At 52.5% G+C, this 23093-nt stretch carries 16 protein-coding genes; 14 read left to right on the top strand and 2 right to left on the bottom strand.

What is annotated here, in order from left to right; genetic code table 11:
* The first annotated feature begins 6 nt into the window (after nucleotides 1-6).
* The 14 genes from ACQ9LF_RS11290 (at nucleotide 7) to ACQ9LF_RS11225 (ending at nucleotide 20751) form a co-directional block, all read left to right on the top strand.
* Complete coding sequence (locus ACQ9LF_RS11290) at nucleotides 7-915, top strand: DUF58 domain-containing protein (RefSeq protein ID WP_462489511.1); 909 nt, start codon at nucleotides 7-9, stop codon at nucleotides 913-915.
* A 14-nt stretch (nucleotides 916-929) separates the two neighbouring features.
* The gene (locus tag ACQ9LF_RS11285; RefSeq protein WP_462489510.1) at nucleotides 930-2897 is read left to right on the top strand and encodes a vWA domain-containing protein; all 1968 of its coding nucleotides are present in this window, start codon (nucleotides 930-932) and stop codon (nucleotides 2895-2897) included.
* Nucleotides 2898-2926: 29 nt separating this feature from the next.
* Nucleotides 2927-4768 (top strand): ABC transporter permease, encoded by a 1842-nt coding sequence (locus ACQ9LF_RS11280; RefSeq protein WP_462489509.1) that lies wholly within the window; start codon nucleotides 2927-2929, stop codon nucleotides 4766-4768.
* 37 nt (nucleotides 4769-4805) lie between these two features.
* On the top strand, nucleotides 4806-6986 hold the full coding sequence (locus tag ACQ9LF_RS11275) for a hypothetical protein (RefSeq protein WP_462489508.1): 2181 nt from the start codon (nucleotides 4806-4808) through the stop codon (nucleotides 6984-6986).
* A gap of 3 nt (nucleotides 6987-6989) precedes the next feature.
* On the top strand, nucleotides 6990-7916 hold the full coding sequence (locus ACQ9LF_RS11270) for an ABC transporter ATP-binding protein (RefSeq protein WP_462489507.1): 927 nt from the start codon (nucleotides 6990-6992) through the stop codon (nucleotides 7914-7916).
* Between the two features lie 11 nt (nucleotides 7917-7927).
* Nucleotides 7928-9640, top strand: coding sequence for an ABC transporter permease subunit (locus ACQ9LF_RS11265; protein WP_462489506.1), 1713 nt, complete (start codon nucleotides 7928-7930; stop codon nucleotides 9638-9640).
* 7 nt (nucleotides 9641-9647) lie between these two features.
* Nucleotides 9648-11450 carry an ABC transporter permease subunit gene (locus ACQ9LF_RS11260; RefSeq protein WP_462489505.1) on the top strand — a complete coding sequence of 601 codons (1803 nt, stop codon included), beginning with the start codon at nucleotides 9648-9650 and terminating at the stop codon, nucleotides 11448-11450.
* Between the two features lie 5 nt (nucleotides 11451-11455).
* Nucleotides 11456-13258, top strand: coding sequence for an ABC transporter permease (locus ACQ9LF_RS11255; protein WP_462489504.1), 1803 nt, complete (start codon nucleotides 11456-11458; stop codon nucleotides 13256-13258).
* A 245-nt stretch (nucleotides 13259-13503) separates the two neighbouring features.
* Nucleotides 13504-14676 carry a 1-deoxy-D-xylulose-5-phosphate reductoisomerase gene (locus ACQ9LF_RS11250; RefSeq protein WP_462489503.1) on the top strand — a complete coding sequence of 391 codons (1173 nt, stop codon included), beginning with the start codon at nucleotides 13504-13506 and terminating at the stop codon, nucleotides 14674-14676.
* Nucleotides 14677-14709: 33 nt separating this feature from the next.
* Complete coding sequence (locus ACQ9LF_RS11245; protein ID WP_462489502.1) at nucleotides 14710-16821, top strand: site-2 protease family protein; 2112 nt, start codon at nucleotides 14710-14712, stop codon at nucleotides 16819-16821.
* Between the two features lie 15 nt (nucleotides 16822-16836).
* The gene (locus ACQ9LF_RS11240) at nucleotides 16837-17787 is read left to right on the top strand and encodes a glycosyltransferase family 2 protein (protein ID WP_462489501.1); all 951 of its coding nucleotides are present in this window, start codon (nucleotides 16837-16839) and stop codon (nucleotides 17785-17787) included.
* On the top strand, nucleotides 17787-18737 hold the full coding sequence (locus ACQ9LF_RS11235; protein WP_462489500.1) for a glycosyltransferase family 2 protein: 951 nt from the start codon (nucleotides 17787-17789) through the stop codon (nucleotides 18735-18737). The genes ACQ9LF_RS11240 and ACQ9LF_RS11235 overlap by 1 nt, the downstream gene beginning before the upstream one ends.
* Nucleotides 18737-19729, top strand: a complete 993-nt coding sequence (locus ACQ9LF_RS11230; protein ID WP_462489499.1) for a glycosyltransferase family 2 protein — start codon at nucleotides 18737-18739, stop codon at nucleotides 19727-19729. Before ACQ9LF_RS11235 ends, ACQ9LF_RS11230 begins: the two co-directional genes overlap by 1 nt.
* 17 nt (nucleotides 19730-19746) lie before the next feature.
* The gene (locus tag ACQ9LF_RS11225; protein WP_462489498.1) at nucleotides 19747-20751 is read left to right on the top strand and encodes a glycosyltransferase family 2 protein; all 1005 of its coding nucleotides are present in this window, start codon (nucleotides 19747-19749) and stop codon (nucleotides 20749-20751) included.
* Here ACQ9LF_RS11225 and ACQ9LF_RS11220 read toward each other — a convergent pair.
* Both ACQ9LF_RS11220 and ACQ9LF_RS11215 read right to left on the bottom strand, forming a co-directional pair.
* Nucleotides 20748-21857 (bottom strand): glycosyltransferase family 4 protein, encoded by a 1110-nt coding sequence (locus ACQ9LF_RS11220; RefSeq protein ID WP_462489497.1) that lies wholly within the window; start codon nucleotides 21855-21857, stop codon nucleotides 20748-20750. The two genes, ACQ9LF_RS11225 and ACQ9LF_RS11220, sit on opposite strands and share 4 nt — an antisense overlap.
* 107 nt (nucleotides 21858-21964) lie before the next feature.
* Nucleotides 21965-23092: a glycosyltransferase family 4 protein gene (locus ACQ9LF_RS11215; protein ID WP_462489496.1), complete on the bottom strand. Its 1128-nt coding sequence runs from the start codon at nucleotides 23090-23092 to the stop codon at nucleotides 21965-21967.
* Nucleotide 23093 lies beyond the last annotated feature (1 nt).

The following is a 23093-nucleotide window of genomic DNA, read 5'->3' as shown; positions in this document are numbered from 1 at the left end:
ACAGCCATGGAACCCCTGCCACAGTCCAAACGAAAATTGACAGACTTGCTGGAGCCTGAGTTTATGTCGCGTCTGGATGGACTGGATTTGGCCAGTCGCCGGATGCTGCGGGGTCAGACCCAGGGCCAGCGGCTCAGCAAACTCCGCGGGCAAAGCGTGGAGTTTGCCGACCATCGGCAGTACACCACGGGTGATGATTTGCGGTTTCTGGACTGGAATATCTATGCCCGCCTGGAGCAGTTGTTTTTGAAACTGTTTCTGGAGGAGCAGGATTTGACGCTGCATATTCTGATGGATGTCAGCGAATCGACGACGATGGGGCAGCCCAGCAAGGCCTTGTTTATCCGCAAGATGGCCGCGGCGCTGGGTTATGTCGGCGTGGTGCATCATAACCGTGTTGCCATCAGTGCCTTTGCCGACGGTGTGACTTTGCAGCTGGCCAATCAGCGCGGACGGGGATGTGTATCGCGGCTGGCAGAGTTTCTGCTGACAGTCGAAAACGGCGGCCCGACGGCCTTTGAAAAGGCCTGTAAACAGGTGGTTCAGGATCGGATTGGGTCCGGTGTGATGGTGGTGCTGTCAGATATGCTGTTCAAGGAAGGCTACGAGGCGGGATTGAAGCGGCTGTTCAGCCGGCATTATGATGTGTATGTGATTCAGACGCTCAGTCCGGAAGAACGCCAGCCGACGCTGAGCGGGGATTTGAAACTGGTGGATGTCGAGGATGCTGATACGGCGGAAGTGACGATGAGTGCGGCATTAATGAGCTATTATCGCAAAACGCTGGCGTCCTATTGCGGCCAGCTGCAGCAGTTTTGTGCGCGGCACGGGGCCGGGTATGTGCTGGCCGGCAGTGATGCTTCGGCGGAGCGGCTGACGCTCAATACCCTGCGAAAATCAGGATTATTAAAATAATAGAATAGAATACGATGGAATGGCTTAGTCCAATGATGGGAATCTGGGCGGCGGCAGTGAGTGTGCCGCTGCTGGTGCTGCTGTATTTCCTGAAGCTCAAGCGTCGGGAGCAGTTGATTTCCAGTACGTTGCTGTGGAAAAAGGCGGTTCAGGATCTGCAGGTGAATGCGCCGTTTCAGAAGATACGCCGCAATATCCTGCTGCTGCTTCAGCTGCTGGCACTGGGGGCGGTTCTGCTGGCGCTGGCCGGGCCGGTGCTGCGGAGGATGGGCACCGGACCCAGGCGGTATGTCCTCCTGATTGACCGTTCGGCCAGTATGAATGCGACGGATGTTCTGCCCAGCCGGCTGGCCGAGGCCAAGCGGCAGGCCCGGGTCTTTATCGATTCGCTTCCCCAAGACCGCCTGTTTTCCCTGAATCAGGCTCAGACGCAGGTGATGGCGATCGCATTTGATAAAACGGCCAAAGTGGTCTGTAATTTCACGTCGGACCGCCAGCAGCTTCTTCGGGCGATTGATGCCATTGAGCCGGGAGATGGGGCCTCGCAGATTGGACAGGCTCTGGTTGCGGCGAGGGCGTTTGCTCAGCCGGCGGAGGACGATTCCGCAAACCACACTGGCCAGGCACAGGCCCGCCTGCTGTTGTTTTCGGACGGGCGGATTGAAGACCTCCCGCAGCAGGTCGTGGGTCAGGATGAATTGGAATATTATGCGATTGGACAACATCCGGACAATCTGGGGATTATTGCCATGCAGGCCCGGCGGGATTTTGAAGATACCCAGCGTGTGGATGTTTTTTTGACGCTGGCCAATTATGGGCCGAATCCGGCGGCATCGGATGTGGAGTTTGCCGTAAACGATACGGTGGTTTCGGTTCGTCCGGTGAATGTGGACAAAGAGAGCCTTGCTTCGGATGGTCAGACGATGCTGGCGGGCAAGACATCGATGGAGTTTTCCTTCCGCAGTGATGAGGCGGCGGTGGTCAGCGTGCGGGTGTTAAGGGCCGATGCCCTGATGGCGGATAATACGGCCTATGCGGTGGTGTCGGCACGGAAGCATTTGTCCGTTGCGCTGGTGTCGGCAGGGAATGCGGTGCTGCGGTCGGCATTGAAAGCCTGCGGCCCGGCCCGGCTGGATGAAATGACCGTCGCAGAGTTTCAGGCAAAAGCCACAACGGATTTGGTAGTCCAGCAGCCTTACGATGTGATTGTGCTGGATAATGTCACGATTCAGACGCGGCCGCGCGCCCGGTATTTGGTATTCGGGCAGCCGCCGGCCGGAATCGATGTCGCTGTCGGCGGTGAGCTGGAAAACCAGTATGTGGCTGATTGGCGGGCGCGACACCCGGTTCTGCAGTATGTGAATTTAAATACCCTGTTTGCGGCCCGGGGATTGATGCTCCAGATACCGCGGGATGCGGAAATCCTGGCTGAATTCACCCAGGGGCCGGCCATCAGTGTGCTGCGGCGGCAGGGCAGTGTGTTTATCCTGACGGCGTTTGATGTGCTGGCGACCAACTGGCCGTTTGAGCCGGGTTTTGTGCTGTACTGTTATAATGCGATGCAGTATCTGGCCGCCCAGGCCTCCGCCGAGACCGACGGTTCCCTGCGGCCGGGTGAGCCGATTATCGTCGAGGGATTGCCGGCCCAAACGGAAACGACCGTGTCCGGGCCGGGGATAGAGTCGCTGAAGCTGACTGCAACGGATGCCGGGCTGGTGCGGCTGCCGGCGGCGGAACATGCGGGATTGTATCGCATGGACTTTGCCGGGCGTGAGCCCAAATATTTTGCGGTCAATCTCAATGATGAACAGGAAAGCCGGATTGAGCCGGTCAAGACCCTGACCTTGTCAGGGCGGGAAATTCAGGCTCAGACCAAGCCCCTGTCGCGGGCGAATCTGCCGCTGTGGCCGTATTTGGTGCTGGCGGCGCTGGGGCTATGTCTGCTGGAGTGGTGGGTGTATACGGGTAAAATGAAGCTATAAACAGTATTCAGGAGCGATGACCAAAAACGATGCTGGCGGCAATGGATCCATTCCGGCTGCGATTCAGTGAGCGGCTTTGGCGCATCAGCCCGATGCGGCTGGCGGGGCCGTCTCTGGATAAGGAGCTTCGCACGGCCAGCCGACGCAGGCGAACCTACGGCTATCGTCTGCTGTATGTGGTCGGGCTGTTGCTGATGATCCTGCCGTATTGGACGGATGCGTTTTATATTGGACGAACCCCCATCCCCCTGCAGCAGGCCCGTATGGCCGAGGGGGTTGTTTACATCACCTCGAGGGTGATGTGGTTTCAGTTTTTCGTATTGCCGATGGTCTCGGTGATTCTGCTGTCGGGAGCGTTCAGTGAGGAAATCGCCAGACGGACGCTGGGGGTGCTGATGACCACGCCGATCTCGGGCTTTCAGATGGTGGCGGGCAAGCTGCTGTCGGCCCTGTCGCAACTGGTGATGCTGATGCTGCTCAGTGTGCCGATCCTGATGATGATGGGTATTTACGGCGGGCTGAACTGGCGATTCATGGCCGCGGCAACGGGGCTGACGTTGTGCTGTTCGCTGACGGCGGGCCTGACGACAGTATGGGTCTCGACCTATTTTAGGCGGGCCACCGTGGTGATTATCATTTCTCTATTACTATTCATGGGGGTTTATATCGTAGTCCCGCAGTGTTTGCCCGCAGGCCATTGGCTGGGGTATATCAATCCGCTCAACATTTTCGTGCTGGTGGAAACGTCCCTCTATCAAGGGATGTATTTGGATTATCATGATTTAATTATTAAACTGATTGATAATGCATTATTGCGGCAGAGTTTCTTTCAGCAGGGGATTTCGCCTCCTGCGGCTGTGTCTTATGGGCTGTTTTGCATTTTTCAGGTAATGGTATCATTGGGTTTATTGATCGGGTCTGCAAGGCGTGTACGGAAAAAAGGCTATCAGTTGTTTTCAGGTCAAAGCCGGCTGACCCGCTGGTTTACCGAACCCTCTGAAAAAGCCCAGCGGCCCATCGGCGGAAAACCGATTGAACTCAAACCGCTGCGGATGGTGACGGGCAACGCGATGATCTGGAAGGAGTTGCGGACCCCGATGCTCCGGCGGCGCAAGCTCAAATTGGCTGCGATTGTATCCCCGCTGGTTTTACTCAACGCGATTCTATTTCTCTCTATTATGGGGCTTCAAAGTCAGGCACGATGGCTTGAAGTGGTGATGTCACTGTTATTCATTATGATTGGCCTGTCTCCTTTTGTCCTGACTTTGTTATTTTCGGCCACAGCGATTAGCAGTGAAAAGGAAAGCGGAACCTGGCCGATATTGCTGGTGACGCCCTTGTCGGGATGGACGATACTTCTGGGCAAGATCGTCGGTATTATCAAGAAAACCTGTGTTTATTGGCTTTCAGTGATGGGGCTTCTGTGGATTCTGATTTATGGCAGTGGGTTTCCGCCTGTCACATCCTTGCTTATTTTGCTGATTGCAGGCCAGACGTTTTTGTGGATCTGTGCCTTGGGGCTCTTCTGGGGCAGCCTGGTCCGCAAAACGGCCACATCGGTTGTATTAACACTCCTGTCTCTGGCCGTTTGCTGGGGGCTTGGAACCTATGTGATAAACGTTATCATCGAGTATTGGTGTCTTGGCAAGGGCTTCTTGCGGTACAAGTGGCTTTTTGACAGTATGATGTGCCTGAATCCGTTTGTGCAGCTTGCATCCATTTTGCAAAGGGAATACAGGTGGCCGCTGCACCACCTGAATGAGGCACTTTTTTCTACCGTATTTGTGTTTGGTGCTTTTGTGTTATATGGTATAGTGTCTTTTGTGCTTCTGGCGATAACCCAGCGTCTGATACGACGACGGATATTTTAAAACGCAATACATGAAAAGACATATAAGGGGCAAAGTTATGTATCGATGGTTAAAAGTGATATTGTTAATGTGGTGTATGGCCGGGGTGAGTTTTGCGGCCCAGGAGTCGCCGCTGAATGTGGATGTCTTTTTCGGCTGGGACGGCTGCTACAAACCGATGGAATGGATGCCGGTGGAAATCAATATCTCCGGCACACTCAAAGAGCCTTTTGCCGGGAGGGTTGAACTGTCCGGCCAGCAGGACGGCCTGAACCGGCTCCATGTTGCCCATGAGTTTGTATTGACGCCGCAGATGCCGCTGTATATCCCGCTGTCAACCAAGCTGACGTATGCCGCCGATAGCTGCACGGTGCAGGTTACAGATGATCGCGGTCGGGTTGTGTGGTCCAGCAATTATACGCTGTGGGATTTTTCCCAGAACAGCCGCGGCCTGATGGCCGTCAACCAGCAGGATTTGCTGATTGGCCTGGTGGGACGCGGAAAATTCGGCCTGATGACGCTGCCGGAAAAAACCGCGACGATGTATGGGGGGAAGACCGGCGAGGTGTACCTCAAGGATAAACTGCCCAGAGCCATGCCGTGGGACTGGACTGGCTATGTCTGCCTGGATGCCCTGATTCTGTACGACCTGCAATGGGACAGCATCCGTGCCGAACAGTGGAAGGCCCTGACCGAATGGGTTTCCAACGGCGGCCGGCTGATGGTGATTCTGGGGACCAACCCCATGCCCGCCGACTGTCCCTTGCGGAAGATGCTGCCGCTGAATATTGCCCGGCAGCAGCAGATCAATATCGATACTGCACTGGAGAAGGTCGGCACCGGTGCGATACTCCCCGCCTGGCCCATCTCACTGCGGCCTGATGCAGTGTTGTGGGATCTTGAGACCAACAGCAGCGGCCAGGGCATGTTTGCCTCGGGCTGGACGGACTTCGGCAAGGCGGCGGTGCTGGGATTTGACCCTGATCTGCTGGCTGACGATTTCAAAAAAGAACCGGAAAAACTGTGGGTTCGCTGGCTGGGAAAGATTCTGGAAGAGCCCGTGGAAGAAGCCCTCGATAATGCCAATAACAAGAGTCCTGAAAGTGAGGTATCTTTTTTTATGGGGTCTCCGCCTGGGGCATTGTCGCGAAAGCTGGTCTGCAAATCCGACCTGTTCCGTGAAAAGGATGCCAATTCAGGCAATCAATACCACCAACCCTACAATTATCGCGTCAATCCGGGCCTGTCAGCGGCCAACCGGGTGATGGAGTTTCTCTATGATATCCCGCAGATGCGTCCGCTGAGCGTCTGGTGGGTGGTGCTGCTGCTGATCCTGCTGGCGGTCCTGCTGGGGCCGGTGGATTATCTGGTGCTCAAAAAACTGGATAAACTGCCCTGGACGTGGGTGACCTGTGCGGCCTGGATTGTGATTTTTTCGGCAGGCTCTTACTGGGGTGTCCAGGCCCTGCGTGCCGGCGATATGCAGATTCGTGCGGTATCCGTCAGTGATGGTTTCTCCGGCGGTGCCGGCTGGAACACCGGCTATTGCGGGCTATTCTCGCCGGGCAGCGAATCGTATGTCCCCACCCAATTAAAACCCAGGCAATGGTGGTCGGCGGTGTCACCCTCACAGGACTATATGTATTCCTATTCGCGTCAGAAGGCCCTGCGAACCCTCTATTGCAATCAATACGATGGGGGGAATCTGCCGTATTTGATTCCGGTTCATATCTGGACGATGCAGTGCCTTCTGGTGGAAGAGCCGATCGCCGCACTGCCGATGGAAGCGACGGTGACCCAAAACGGCCAAGCCGTCAGAGTCGTGGTCCACAACCGGAGTGTACAGGCGATTCTTCGGGGTATTGTGCTGCTCAAGGATGGACAGCAGTTTGTGTTTGACCGTGTCGAAGCCGGGGCCAGCCGTGAATTCAGCGGTAGGGTGACAACCGGCGACAGCTGGATGAGCTGGGCGAACTCTTCCAGAGCAATCAATCCGTATTATTACGACAGCTCCGAACCGCAGCAACCCGATTATCTGATGGCGGTATGCTGGTCCCAGGGTGTCCGCCAGCGGAGCGAAGCGATGGCGGCCTATCTCCGGACCGGTACGATGGCGGTGGTTTGTGCCGAATACGACCAGCCGCCGATTCCATTGGGTCTTAAAGACCAGACATTCGACCAGAATCATTTGCAGTATGTCCGACAAATAACCAGAATCATTCAGGATAACGGAAGGTGAATTATGATTGAGACCAAGGGTTTAACCAAGCAGTATGGAGCTTTGACCGCGTTGTCGAATCTGGACCTGACGATTGCGGCAGGAGATATCTTCGGCTTCATCGGCCCCAACGGTGCCGGCAAGACGACCACCATGCGTATTCTGGCAACACTGCTGGAACCGACCTCCGGCAAGGCGTACATCGACGGGATGGACGTGACGACCCACGGCCAGAAGGTTCGTCGGGTGGTCGGCTATATGCCGGATTTCATGGGCGTCTATGACGACCTGAAGGTGTTTGAATACCTCGAATTCTTTGCTGCGGCGTTTGATATTCCCCCGGGAAAACGCAAAGGCATTGTCGAAGGCGTCCTGGAATTGACGGATTTAATGGGCAAAAAGCACGCCACCGTGGACAGCCTGTCGCGCGGTATGCAGCAGCGGCTGGGGCTGGCGCGCGTGCTGATTCATGACCCCAAAGCCCTGATTCTGGATGAGCCGGCCAGCGGCCTGGATCCGCGTGCCCGCATTGAAATCAAGGAACTGCTGCGGGAATTGAAACGCATGGGCAAGACCATCATGATTTCCAGCCATATCCTCAGCGAGCTGGAGGAAATCTGCGACCATGTCGGCATTGTCGAGCAGGGCAAGCTGGTTTTTTCAGGCACCATGGAGCAGATTCGCCAGAAGCTGGGCGTGCACAGCAAAGTGCGCGTCCGCGTCGCGGCCAATACCGAGCAGGCCGCGGCATTGCTGGGGGCGCTGCCGGAAATCGAACAGGTCCAGCAGATTGGGGATGCCTTGACCGTATCCTGCAGGGATGGCAACGCGGCCAACGCCCTGATTGCCCGAACGCTGGTGCAGGCGGGCATGGATTTAATCAGCCTTGAGCCTGAGCAGGTCAAGCTGGATCAGGCCTTCCTGCAACTGACCCAGGGCCTGGTGCATTAAGGAACCGTCGAATGAGTGTGACCTTACTGACATTGAATGCCCGGGCTGAAAAATGGGCGTATCTGGCCGACAGGCTTGGTTTCTATCGCGTCGTGGGGCCGATTCTGGACAAAGAGCTTCGTGTGACCAGCCGTCGCAAGCGGTATTATTTTCTCCGTACCGCTTATATGATGCTATTGACACTGATGCTTGCTCAGCTGTGGTTTTTTACCATGTTTGGTTTGGTCTCAGGCAGCACCCTGTATCAGGCCTCTCGCATGTCGGAAGTAGCACTGACAACAACGGTAACCATAATCTGGTTTGAATTCATTGTTCTTCAGGTGCTGTCAGTGGTGATGCTCAGCAGTGCGATATCGGACGAGATTCGCAAAAATACCCTCGATTCGCTGCTGAGCAGCCCGGTCACCTCCATGCAGATTGTCCTTGGCAAACTCTTTGCCCGACTGTGGCAGTTGATGCTGCTGGCGGGAATATCCATGCCGATTCTGTCCATCCTGCGAAGCATGGGCGGTGTGCCGTGGAATTTTCTGATTGCCGGTACCTGCATCGTCCTTACTGCGGCAATGACTGCGGGTCTGATCAGCCTGTGGTATTCGATTTCCCGCCGACCCGCCTCTCAGGTCATTTTTCTGACCCTGCTGACCTGCTTATTATTATATGTGGCATCCCCCCTGCTTCTGGCCGGTCTTAAAAACATGTCTGTTCAAATTCCCAACTGGGTGGAGGCCATGCTGGTTTTACTCAATCCTTTTGTAGCTTTTATGGCGGTCAGCAAATCCCTGCTGGGTGCCCAAAGCTCGGCGTCTGCGGTCTATCCCTGGCCGGTGCATTGTCTGTCCATGCTGGGCTTTTGCATCGTGCTGATGGGATTATGCATACGCAAAGTTCGCACGGTCACGACCCGGCATCCGGTCGGTTTCGCGCAGCGATGGCTCCAGTGGCTGCGCCGCCGGCAATCCCCAGCCGCTGCGGAAACGGCAGCGCCGCGGATGACATTCCCCGGAGGAATGAATCCGGTGACACGCAAAGATCTGTCCAGATCGGGCCTGTGGGGATTTGGGCATCCATGGACAAACATTGCGATGGCACTGACGATCTGCGGCCTGTATGGCGGGGCTGCCTGCGGTGGCTGGCTTCGCGAGGAAGGATTTCATATTGCGGTTGTCGAGTCGCTGATTGTATGGGTCATGCTGCAGGTCATGTCGCTGTCGGCCCGCTCCATCGTGGTGGAAAAAGAGGCGCGCACCTGGATATCTCTGCTGACGACGCCGCTGAGTGCCCAGCAGATTCTGATGGGCAAGGTTTGGGCGGTGGTACGGCGAACGATGCCGGTGTGGCTATGGATTGGACTGCATCTGAGTGTATTTACCGCCGCCGGTGTGCTCAATCTGCTGTCACTGCTGGCGGTGCCTCTGGAGCTGGCCGGCTGTGTTTATTTTCTGCTGGGCCTGGGGATGTATTTCAGTGCCCGTCTGAATAGTTCAACCGCGGCAGTCACGGCAACATTTGCCTTGCCGATCGGCCTGAGTATGGTCTGTCCGTGTGTTGGTTATTTGAATCCTCTGATTATTGTCCCGGCGATGATGCAGGCGGAATTCGATGAGGATGTTGTGGCGATGGGATTATTCTGGTTTGTTCGTCTGATTGTGATGACCTGGATTGGCATGGCGTTTCTGGCTTCGGCGGAAAAACGAATCCGAAATATAATCGTTGATACGCGCTAAAGGACTTATGCAGTTATCAAACATAAAACACAGATTCAGATTGTTCAGCCCGCGCTGGCTGGCCGGGCCGATCGTGGACAAGGAACTTCGGGTGATGGCCCGGCGAAAACGCAGCTATCTGGTCCGTTTTCTGTATCTGATCGTGATGCTGCTGGTTGTGGCGGTACCGTGGGTGGACATGATGCAGAATAACAGCTCCAATACAGTCTGGCGCATCTCCCAAATGTCTCAGATCGGCATTACACTGACGATGATATTGACCTGGATGCAGTTTCTGTCGGCCCAGTTGCTGGCGGTAGTCTTTTTGAGCAGCGCCATCAGTGATGAAATCTATCATAAAACACTGGGCGTACTGATGACCACGCCGATTACGGGATTTCAGATTGTCTTCGGCAAGCTGGTCAGCCGTCTGCTGTCGCTGATAATATTAATCGGATTGTCCCTGCCGGTGCTGGGGCTGATCAGCCTGCTGGGCGGCGTGTCGTGGGGCTATGTTATCAGCAGTTTCTCCATGACACTGACGGCGGCCCTTTTTGCCGGTACGCTGAGCCTGTTTTTCTCCATCTTCCAGAAACGGGCATACAACGTTATCGTGCAAACTATCCTGGCGATGATTATCTGGTATCTTGGTGTGCCAGTGCTGCTGGGCTGGCTGAGCGACTGGAAATTTTTCATGGACTCCCAGCTGAATCAGAAATTCCTGATTTTTCTGTCTTTTTTTAACTCCTATGTCGGATTTGCCCTGAACCAGTCATCCAGCATGCCGATGGGATTACAGATGCCTCTGTTTTGGCCGTGGCATTGCGGGATTGTCCTGGCTGAATCCATCCTGATTTTGCTGCTGGCCGCCAAAATCGTTCGTCGTGTGGCCCTGTCACAAATCGGCGGACAGGTGGACCGGCCTGTGCTGGCCGGGTGGTGGAAGTTCAGAAAACCGTCGGCTTTTAAACCCGAGTCCAATGAGCCATTGCGGTCCGTCACCGGCCAGCCTGTCTTCTGGAAAGAAACCCGCGAACCCTGGCTTCAGGGCCGCCGGCGAATCAGGAGGATTATGATGATAATCATTGCAGCCGCAATTCTGATGGCTTCCTATGGAATCGGGATCAAGGAGCGTTATCTGGGTGAAGATTATACGCATATGGTCTATGGGATAGTCCTGTTTCTGGTGGGAATGGTGGAAACCATATTGCTGTCTGCAACGATGATTACCACAGAACGTGAAGCACAAAGCTGGCCGATTTTGATGGCAACCCCGCTGACGTCAGGGCAGATTCTGTTTGGCAAGGCCGCCGGTGTGGTTCGCAAAAGTATCCCGGCCTGGTTTCTGCTGGCCGTACATGTGCTGATTTTTACGCTGGTTGGCTATCTGCATCCTGCGGTTGCGCTGCACCTGGGTATTATTGGAGCAGGCATTGGATTTTTTACACTGTGCTCAGGCCTGTTTTTCAGCAGGATATGCCGCAAAACGACCACCGCCGTGATGGCCAATGCGGCACTGGCAGGGGGACTGTGGCTGGGTATCCCGATCTTGGCCGGGTTGACCGGCGAGGAAGAATTGATTGAGCTGGTCTTTGCTTTCCATCCGATTGTGCATGTGGGTATTGCCCTGGCCGGCGGAGGCGGAGAGGTTCATGCGGCCCGCTCCTTTGCATCACTGAATTACGACTGGCCGTCGCTGACCGGAATGGAATGGTCGGGCTTTATGGCAACGACCATCGTGATGGCGGTTACATCCCTGGTGTATGCCTGTGCGGGACTGGGTTTTTATCAAATAACAAAACAGAAATTACGTGACCGTATTTTCGGCTGAGCAAAATGACTCTGAACCATATCGGTGAAATCGCTGTCAAATTAATCAACCCCGTGCGGCTGATGGGTCCTGTTTTGGATAAGGAAATGCGCGTCTCCAGCCGCCGCAAACGAACCTATCTGCTGCGGTCGCTGTATCTGTTGTTGCTGCTTTTGTTTGTCGTCCTGATATGGATGGAGGTAATTGACACAAGCATATATACCAATCCAGTCTATCAGGTATCACGGATGTCCGAGGCTGGCTTGATTATTTCAACCCTGATTGTCTGGTTTCAGTTTCTCGCCGCCCAGATCATCCTGGGCATCTCGCTGAGCACCGCCATCAGCGACGAAATTTACAGCCGGACGCTGGGGGTGCTGATGACCACGCCGATTACCAGCGTCCAGATTGTGCTGGGTAAATTGTTCAGTAAATTATTAATCGTGCTCCAGTTGATCCTGGTTTCTGTCCCGATGCTTGGCATTGTCCGCATATTTGGCGGTATCCCCTGGATGTATATTCTGAGCAGTCTGTATTTGACAATTACCACGGCACTGGTGGTCGGCTCGATTGGCCTGCTGTGCTCCATCTTCTGCCGCCGTGCCTATGTGTCTATGATTGCAACGGTTCTGACGGTGGGGGCGATATTCGGCCTGCCTGCCCTGTTTTTTCTTATTATGATTGAGATCTTTGATTTAGACAGAACGCTGGGGATGCCGTTTATCTTTAACTTTTTCTATGTAACCAATCCTTATGCGACCTATATTTTCAATAGCATTCATTATGTCGAGCCGGGAGGCGTCGGCCAGCAAATCGTGCATCACTGGGTTTTGAATGGAATCGTCATGTTGTGTCTGGCTGCGGTATTGCTGTGCCTGGCCTTTATCCTGGTGCGCAGGGCCGCCCTGGCCCAGATTGCCGGCGATCAAACGGCACAATCCGAGGCAAAACGGCGTCGCACCCGTCCTCCACGGGACATCCCGCTGCGCACGGTATCCGGCAATCCGGTCCTGTGGAAAGAATGCAGTGCACCGCTATTGGGCCGGCGAAAAAAGAGGATGTTTTGTCTGATTGTCGCGGGGCTGGCTCTTGTTTTATTGAGCTATATCCTGCTGGGGGCCATGTCGTTTAAGCCGCTCAATGACGAGCAAACACACCTGTTTTATCTCTATGTATTTCTCGGACTGGGGATGTTGTTTTCCCTGATTATCCCCGCCACAACCATCAGCTCGGAAAAAGAAAGCAATAGCTGGATGATCCTGTTGGCATCACCGCTGACGGCCAGACAAATTGTCTGGTCCAAATATATCGGCAGCATCCGGCGGTGTCTGCCTGCATGGATGTTTTTGTTTTTGCATCTGGTGGTATTTGTCTCCAAAGGGACGATTCATCCTGTTGCACTTCTTCAGATATCCATGTTGTCTATCGGAATGATTGCTTTTTTGACGGGAACGGGTATCTATTTCAGCCATCGTTTCCGACATACGACGACCGCAGTCATCTGGAACATATCATTTGCGGCAGCGATATGGTTATTGATACCCTTTATCAGTATCGTATTTTGCAATATCCTGCCCGGGAGCGTGGGCGATGATCTGGCTGAAATCTATATGGATACCAATCCGTTTGTGCAGGGTGTTACAGTGATTCTGGCCACGATTCAAAGTGATTGGGAGTCAGAATTAAGATACCTATGGATCAATTCCGCCTTACCCTCCGATGTCTGGACAGCCAATCTCTGGATACTCTTTACCATGCTGGGTTATATGATTATCGGCTGGGCCTTTGTCTGGTGGACGTGCCGACGATTGAGAAAACGAATCCTGTAATATGGATAAATGATTACCCATAAACGCAATTGGCTGTACAATACATTTTTTGTGTGATTCTTATTCCGGAGTTGCGGGAACTTTTTTAACGAAAGCCCTCCTTTTTACCCGATAAAAGAAGCAGACTATTTTCTTTATATTAACATTTATAGACCCGGAATTAATAAAATAGCGGGGGCGGACTTTCGCTTGACAGGGATTCCTTTTGTGCGATACTGACGGAACTCTGCGATAATAATGGATTTATGACTAAGAAAATCGCCATTTTGGGTTCAACCGGCTCGATAGGACAAAGTGCCTTGAGTGTAATCGAGGCTCTGGGTCCGGAATACGAAGTCTTTGCGCTGACTGCACATAGTAAAGTCGAAATGCTGGCCGAACAGGCCAGTCGATTTCGTCCTGTGGTTGCTGCGCTGACGAACTCAAAGGGTACCGCCGGAGTAGAGTACCTGAAAAAACGATTTTCGGGTACCATTCTGACCGGCGCTGGGGCTTTGGTTGATATTGCCAGAATGTCTGAGGTAGATATTGTGTTGTTTGGGGTGGTTGGTGCGGCGGGGTTGCCTGCGGTGATGGCAGCAGCACAGGCCGGAAAAGTCCTGGCAATTGCCAACAAAGAGCCGTTAGTCATTGCCGGGCAGATACTTATGGAAACCGCTCGCCGGCATGGTGCAACGATTCTCCCCGTCGACAGTGAACATTCGGCCATTTTTCAATCGCTTCAGGCCGGAAAAGCCAGCGAGGTCAAAAAGATTATTTTAACCGCCTCTGGCGGCCCGTTTCGCAAAGCCACCGCAGAAACCTTTGCCAACGCTACCAAGGAGCAGGCACTGGCTCACCCGACATGGGCGATGGGGCCTAAGATTACCATTGATTCCGCAACCATGATGAATAAGGCTCTTGAGGTCATCGAAGCGGTTCGCCTGTTTGAAACGCCGCCGGAAAAGGTGGACGTACTGGTCCATCCAGAGTCCATTGTTCATTCCATGGTGGAATATGTAGATGGCTCGGTCATCGCACAACTGGGTACTCCGGACATGAAAACTCCGATTCAGTATGCATTGACCTATCCCAAACGTGTTCCGGGAATTGCTAAAGGATTGGATTTAGCGCATTTGGGTCGATTGACGTTTGAATTACCCAATCGGTCAATTTTCCGTTCTCTGGACCTGGGATTTGAGGCTGCCTGCGTTGGGGGATCCGCACCTGCGGTATTCAATGCCGCCAATGAAGCGGCGGTGGAACAGTTTTTATCAGGCCGGATACGGCTGGGGACTATTCTTGAGTTAGTCGAACATTGCCTGCAGGTTCATACCGTCAGGCAGGGGTTGGGGCTTGAGGAGCTAATCGATGTGGATCGCTGGGCAAGAGCGGAAGTGGAACAGGTATTGAAAAACCGCCGACAACTGATGGTATAACCTCAGAGAAGGCATATATTTGGAGAAATTAGCATGACGGAACAGAAACCAACACAGGACCCGAATCAACCCGTCCAGAAAAGTCAAATGGACAAGCTATTCAATATTATTCTGGTTCTGATTATTGTTGCAGGCATTCTCTATCTTGTAATGCAGCGTCCAGCGATGACCGGTAAGATACTTCTCGTGATGCTGGGCTTTGGTGCGGTGGTGATGATTCATGAACTGGGTCATTTTTTGATGGCCAAATTTTGCGGCATCAAAGTAGAGATGTTTTCGATCGGTTTTCCGCCCATTCTGGTGGGTATTCGGAAAACCAGGAAAGGCTTTCGTTTTCGTCTGTTGCCTCAGTCCGGTTCGACGGATATTCTTGAAGAAGGGGATTCCGATACAGAATATTGTATTGGGGCATTGCCTTTTGGAGGCTTCGTCAAAATGCTGGGGCAGTCTGATTCTGGCCCGGTGGAAAAAACCGATGATCCGCGGTCGTTTTTAAATAAACCCATCTGGCAGCGGATTGTTGTGGTGGCAGGCGGTGTCGCATTCAATGCCATTGGTGCGATGATTTTATTTATGGCCTTATTCATGCATGGTTTACAGTTAATGCCTGCCGTCGTGGGCAATGTTATTCCCGGTTCCCCGGCCGATGTGGCCGGACTCAAGGCAGGAGACCGGATTGTCGAAATTGATGATGAAAAGTTCATTGATTTTACAACTGTTATCCTCTCTGCGGCCTTGTCGGACAAGGACCGTGGCGTCAAAATCAAGGTTGATCGGGCCGGCAGTCCTGAATTTGAGACCCGGCTTGTCGCGGCCAAGATGGTTAACGATACCACCGGCATTCGAGCTTTTGGAATTGGTCAGCCGACGACTTTGACTATTAGCCCTGAAATCAAAGATCCGGAGGAGATCGATTATTTATATAAACAATCGGGATTTCGTCCCGGCGACACCATTATTGCGATCAATGGAAAACCACTGACCAAGGCCTGGCAGTTTGACCAGCAGGTTGAATCGTCATTAACCCCCAAAATTGTATTTACAGTATCTCGAACCTATCCGGCTGGAAGCACTCCGACGACAGCCGAAGTCGAAATGTCCTTATTATGCGGTCCTTTGCTGCCCAATTTCCAGAACGAATTTGATTTGGCTCATATCTATTCTATGGTGCCTCGTTTGAAAGTAAAAGATGTATTATTTGAGGCTGCCAAAGGCGGACTGCAGAAAGGCGATATTATTCTGAAGATTGCCGACATTGAAAATCCTACATACAAGGACCTGCGAGACAAAACGACTGCTTATAAGGATAAAGATCTGGACATGGTGGTTCTGCGCACGAATGCTGCAGGTCAGGAGGTGCCGGAGTCGGTGAGAGTGCAGCCGAAGGCTCGTCCCGGAGACAAAGGGCGTGCGACTCTGGGGATTCTTGTTGAACTGGACATGGAACATCCCGTAGTGGCTCAGACGATTTACTCATCGACCGGGCCGGGCGCTTTGGGTATTCCCTCAGGGGCTGTGATTACGGCGGTGGATGGTCAGCCGGTTCAGAGTTTTTATGATGTGATTGCCCTGATTCGCAAGAACAGCGGACAGCATATCAGTATTGATTATCGATTGGGCCAGGATGGCGGCGGCACAGGGCTGGATGTGCCGGAACAAGATGCGCTGCATATCCGCTCTACGCTGCGTGCGGCGGATGTCATGCAATTTGAGACATTGCGGGAGACATTTAAGGCCTCCAATCCCGGCAGGGCTATTGTCTGGGGTGTCAAACGCACCAAACAGTATATCATGCAGTCGGTGATGACCTTGATTGGTTTATTTACCAAAACGGTGCCGGCGTCGTCGCTGAGCGGCCCTGTGGGAATTGCTTCCATCAGTTACAAAATGGCCGGACAGGGGATTCTGGACCTGCTGAATTTCCTGGGATTGGTCAGTTCGTGTCTTGTGGTGATGAATCTGCTGCCGCTGCCGATTGTCGATGGCGGGCTGATTGTTCTGCTGATTATTGAAAAGATTCGCGGTGTTCCCCTGGCCCAGAAAACCCAGGAAATCATCACCTGGATCGGGCTGGTTTTGTTATTGAGTGTATTTCTGTGGGTGACCTATAATGACATCCTGCGCTGGGTCTTGCCCGGCAGATAAGTCGGCTGACAGGATATGAAAATCAGTGTTGTCATTCCGGCCTATAATGCAGCGGCAACCATCGAACGGACGGTGCGAAGTGTGCTGGCTCAGACGCGTCCGGCGGATGAAATTATTATCGTGGATGACGGTTCCGGGGATGATACGGCCCAGATTGCTGGACGCATTGACCAATGTATTCAAGTCATTCGACAGGCCAACGCAGGCTCCAGTGTGGCTCGCAACAGGGGCATTGAAGCCGCTTCGGGCGACTGGATTGCATTTCTGGACGCCGACGATGAATGGCTGCCCGCAAAGCTTCAGATGCAGGAGGCCTTTTTATTGGCCAATCCCGATTTGGTTTGGGAATACGGCAATTATCTGTCCGCTCATACAGGAGTTGTTTCGAAGAAGCCTGTGCTTCCACATCGAGAATCGGAGAATATGGTATTTGATGATTATCTCCAGGCATTCTGTGAGGGATTCTATGCGTGGACCAGTACCTTGATGATTTATCGAGGTGTATTTGGCAAAGCCGGATTGTTTGTGCCCGGGATGAAACGCGGTCAGGATACCGACCTGTGGTTTCGAATTGCCTATCATTATCCCCGGATAGGATATATTTCAGCTCCCTTGGCGATCTATCACCGGGATACACCGAACAGCTCAACCAAGGTCAATATTCATTATCAGTATATGATTGATCACATCCAGCGGCATATTCAACTGTCCCAGCAGGCGGGCAGAAAACAGGCCTACCTGGCTTGTGCCTCCAAAATGCTGCAGGATTGGATTCGCGAGCTTGTTGAGCAGCGGCAATTTGCCCAGGCACAGGACTTGCTGACACGATTTGAACAGTATGTTCCTGTGCGATTCTATCGGGAAATAGTCTGGCGCATCAAACTGCCCTGGGCAGGCAGTGTGGTCGATTGTTATCTAAAATGCAAAGATTGCCTGAAGACCGTTGGCCGCGGGAGAACAATTTAATGGTGATCAGCGTCATCATTCCAGCCTATAATGCCGCCCCTTACCTTGAACGTGCGATACACAGTGTCCTGGTTCAGACCCGGCCGGCAGATGAGATTATTCTGGTGGATGACGGCTCAACCGATAACACGGCTGAAGTTGCAGCCCGATTTGGTGCGAAAGTCAAATTGATTTGTCAGGCCAATGCCGGCGTCAGTGCTGCGCGTAATGCAGGAATCCGCGCCGCCAAAGGCGATTGGATTGCGTTTCTGGATGCCGACGATGAATGGCTTCCGGACCGGCTGCGTCTGCAATGTGAATTGCTGGACCAGCAGAAGGATTTGAGCTGGGTGACAGGCAATTTTCTGTATTGCCGCTGCAGTCAGGGACATCAGACGTATCCGGCACTGGCTGAGACGAAACTGATGAAAGTGATGGAAAGGCTGGGGCCAACAGCTGTATTTGGCTCGTTCTTTGAAGCCTATGCCCTTCAGGCAAACGGAAATACCGATACGATTCTGGTTCGCAAAGATAAACTTTTTGATGCCGGGCTGTTTGTGGAAGGCCAGCGAATCATCGAGGACGAAGATATGTGGATGAAGCTGGGTTACCTGGGATTGCGGCTGGGTTTCATTCCCGAACCGATATCGGTGTATCATATCCAGGTGCCTGAGAGTGCCATGCAGACGATCCCTGATTCAAGCGATGTCGAGGCTTTTTTACAACGCCATTTGGAGCTGGCAAAGAAGACTGGCTGTCCGCAGGGTTATGATTATTGTCTGAAGATGATTTTGGGATATTGGGTATCCAGGCTGCTGACGGCAGGCAAAACCAGGCCGGCGAGGCGATTATTGCGAAAGTATGGTTTCTTGCTGGGATGGTATTGCGCTGTAACGTCCTATATCGGTTCTTATTGTCCGGCGCTGTGGCAATGGAATGAAAAACGAAAACATCCGGTTCGGGAGAGTTAATGGCATCGGTGGACATTATCATCCCGCTCTATAACAAACGGGCAACGATTGAACAGGCCATTCGTTCGGTTCAATCCCAGACGATGACGGACTGGCGATTGATCGTGGTGGATGATGGTTCAACCGATGGCGGAGTCGATATTGTCCGGCGATTGCAGGCCCGGGATTCGCGAATTGAATTGATCCAGCAGCCCAATGCCGGTCCCGGTGCGGCACGGAACGCCGGCATTCGAGCGGCATCGGCGGACTATGTTGCGTTTCTGGATGCCGATGACCAGTGGTATCCTGAGCATTTAAAGACGGCTCTGGAGGCGATGACGCACAATCCTGTTGCCATGGTGGGGACGATGTATTGTCAATGGCCTCGACAGATCAGCAGTCAGAGTCACTGGGTCCACAGAGGCATCCAGCCCGGCGTTTACACTCTCCATGGGGATGAAAACCCCGAATGGGTGGAGAGTTTTATTGTCCTGTTTCATGTGAATACGACATTGATCAAAACCGATATTGCCCGCAGATACGGTTTTTACGAGGCCGGCTGTAAATATGGGGAAGATTTGATATTTTTCGCCAAAGTCATTTTTAATACGGCGTTTATGCTGGTTGGCGGACCGCCCACGGCCCAGTATAATCGACAGCACAGCGAATTGACCGGACATTATGCCTTTGCTTTGCCCCCGATGCTGGTTGATCCGGAGATTCTGCTGGCGGAATGTCCGCCGGAAAAGAGAAATCTGGCCCGACGTGTTCTGGCCCGTTTAGCTCTGCGAACGGCCTATCACAAGGCCAGAAATGGGTATAAAGAGGATGCTCTGAAACTGATTCAATCCCATCCATTGATGAAGGAATTTGTGCCGGCCTGGCGGCAATGTCAATGGGCCGTGCGTTTGAGCTGGATCTTGCCGTATTGGGTTCGTTTCAAATGCTGGCTTGAGCCCAAAGTGCGGTCGATTATCAAATCACAGAGTACTTCAATATCAAGGACTCAATGAATTCAGCGGCCTGAACCATGGAAAACACATATCACATTACAGTTGTGATTCCGGCCTACAATGCCGCCCGTTATATTGAACGAGCGATTCGCAGCGTGCTGGCCCAGACTTATCCGGCCGATGAAGTCATTGTCGTCAATGACGGCTCGATTGACACGACCTCCGAAAAGGTGCGGCAATTTGGCGACCGGATCAAGCTGATTGAACAGACCAACGCCGGGGTCAGCGCCGCCCGAAACGCCGGTATCCAGGCCGCTTCGGGGGAATGGATCGCCTTTCTTGATGCCGATGATGAATGGCTGCCGAATCATCTCGAAAGGCACTGTACCCTCCTGTCGCAGAATCCGTTTCTCGTCTGGAGCACGGGTAATTACCTGACCTGTTCGTGTCTGGAACAGCGGCAGGCGGCATTTGTGACACCGCAGTATGCCAATCGAATACTGGGTTCAAAACCCTATCTTGACGATTATCTGGTCGGCTGCCAAAAAGAGATGGGAGGGTGTTCCGACACCATGGTTATTCAGCGTCGGATTCTGATGGAGGCAGGGCTTTTTGCCGTCGGCGTCGGACGAGGAGAAGACCTGGATTTATGGTGGCGAATTGCCTATCGCCATCCGCAAGTCGGTTTTGTTGCTGAGCCGACGGCCATCTACCATGTTGGAGTTACCGAGAGCAGTACCAAAAAAACAGGTGAGATCACGGAGTTTATAAATCCCCTCCGGCGCCATCTTGAATTATCTCGCCTGGCCGGACGGCAGGAGGCATTTGTACCTGTGGCACAGCACTATCTTCGGCTCTGGATTCGAAGCATGTTGTTCGATGAACGGAGCGGGGATATTCGACGGCTGATAAGCGAATTTCCGCATTTATATTCATTTGGATACAAGGTCTGTATCCATCTGCTGACTCTGTTTCCCAGTCTGACGGCGGCAGGGTGCCGGATGATTTCCAAAGTGGTTCGCACGCTGCATCTTCGCCGAAGGCTTGTAGCACCTCCCCGAAAAATCAAATCCGAAAATTAATGTGTGGACGTGGTGTTGAGAACACGAACATAGACAGACTCCATTTTTTCAATGAATTGATCGGTGGAAAACTGAGATGTAAATGCGTGGGCATTTTCAATAAGCTGTTGACGCAATGAGGGGTTTTGAGTCAGGGTCATAATCTTGGACGTGATTTCAGCAGGTGAAATCTGTTCCAGAATCAGGGCGTTGGAGCCATTTCCGGCAATTTCTCCGAGGCCGTCAACACGGCTGCAGATAAGCGGGATTTTCATACGCATCATTTCAATAGCCGCTAATCCAAAAGACTCAAATCGTGAGGGCATGCATCCAATATCCATTGCATTCAGAATCTCTGCCACATTTGTACGAAATCCAAGGAATCGTATGGCATCATCCAGCCCGGCTTGTTGTGTGCGTTTTTGCAGAGAAGCAAGGATTGATCCGTCGCCGACAAATACCGCTCGATAACGCGGATTCATTTGCAGCAGGGATATCATCGCATCCAGGAGTACATCGACCCCCTTGATGCGTTCCATACGGCCGACGAATCCGATGACAATGTGCTCATCGGTAAAATGCAGGTCGCTGCGAATTTGTTTTCGGATTTCAGGGTTGGGTTTGAATTCATCCAGATCGATGCTGTTATAAATTGTGGACAGCATCGATGGACAGCGGCCGACAATATTGCTGATCCGACAGGCTGCCGCATTGGATACAGCAATAATGGCGGCCGCTCGCCGGTACAAGAAGCGAAACAAAACACGATACAGGTCGTATTGAAATCCCGGCAGCAAAATCGAACCATGTTCATGTACAACGACAGGGATATCGAGGAAAAAAGTGCTGAATAATCCTGCAACAGCGTCTTTGTGAAGATGAGTGTGGATGATATCAATCTTATGTTCACGACAGATACGCAGGATATCCAAAAATTTCCGGGGATCATAATTCCGATACGAATTGGATATCACCCGTGTTGCGATGGAAACAGTCTGATTCCCGGATCGCAGCGGATACACAAAATGTTCAAACTGGTCAGGATTGCTGTGTTTGACGATCCGCTGAAGCACAACCTGTGCCCCGCCCAGGCCGAGACTGCCGATAATGTGAAGAACGCGTATCATGATTTTAGGTTATCCAATATGTCTGATCATCGGCTTCTTGTTTTCTCAATACGTATCACTCATTTAAATCCGTTATGCCGCACCTGAAAACGATCTGTCCTGAGAATTTACTGTGTCTGGGGTTTCTGTTCTGCCAGGCGAATAAATACCGCCTTATATTGCTCGACAATTTTACGGATATCATGATTTTCCTGTGCATATTTCCGTCCGTTTTTGCCGATTTCGACATATCGCTGGCTATCCAACAGAAATGCCAGCCCGGTTTTCATTTTGTCCATATCTCCCCGGCAGCATAACCCGCAATTGTACCGCGTCAAAAACTCATCCGGGTTGACCGCAAACGATAAAATCGCCGTTCCTGCCGCCGCAGCCTGAACAAACGTATTGGGAAAACCTTCGGAGTCAGAGGTGTTAACAAGCACTTTTGCATTTTGAAAATACATGCCGATTTCGTCGAAATTGACGCGTTCCAGAAAGGTGAGATTTGAAATCTGCTGTGCCTGGTGTTTTAGTGTTGAATACGAGAGGTCTTGAGTTGCAGGCGGGCAAATCATCACACATTGCTGGTCGGGAAAATGACGGGCCAATTCAAGAAAACGATAAGGGCCTTTGATTCCATCGCTTCGCCCAACCCATAAAATACTTGTTTTATTCTGGTTCTCTATCCGCGGCAGAGGCAGGCCGTTGGGTATCTGTACCGAATCAATATTTAAAGAGGCCTTCAAGCCGGCCTGATCCTGTTGATTTTGGGAGACTACCATCCTGGCATTCCGCAGTCCCCAGGCGAAGGATTTCCCAACCCAGTAATGGTCTTTTATATACTGACCATTTGTTTCCAGCATACTGGCAGTACGATAGACGAAGCTTTTCCGATATAGCTTGCAAAAGCCTGCTGTCAGTGCCACCCCAGGAGAAGCAGATTCAAGAACATAGATATCTGCATTGATTTTTTTCATCGCTTGCCAGAGTGTCCACGCGCCCACCAGTGGATTTTGATGGACTTTCAAGCTCTTAAGAACGTGGATATTCCGGAGATACTGTTCGGTCGGCTGGCCATAATCCGCTGTAATAAAATGAACTCCAAATTCGCTGTCTTTGGCCAATTCTGTTCCCAGCAGATATAAATCCACCTCGGCACCGCCGAAGGTGGCCGGACAGGAAGGATCCAGCAGCGGGTATGCTTTGGGACAGACAAAGCATACATGAATTCTGGTTTTATTGGTCGTTTGTTTCATA

The organism is Anaeroglomus insulsum, assembly GCF_050689095.1.
GTDB classification, from domain to species: Bacteria; Planctomycetota; Phycisphaerae; order Sedimentisphaerales; family Anaerohalosphaeraceae; genus Anaeroglomus; species Anaeroglomus insulsum.
Note: the sequence above shows the minus strand (reverse complement) of the source record. Positions and strands in the feature narration are given on the sequence as shown.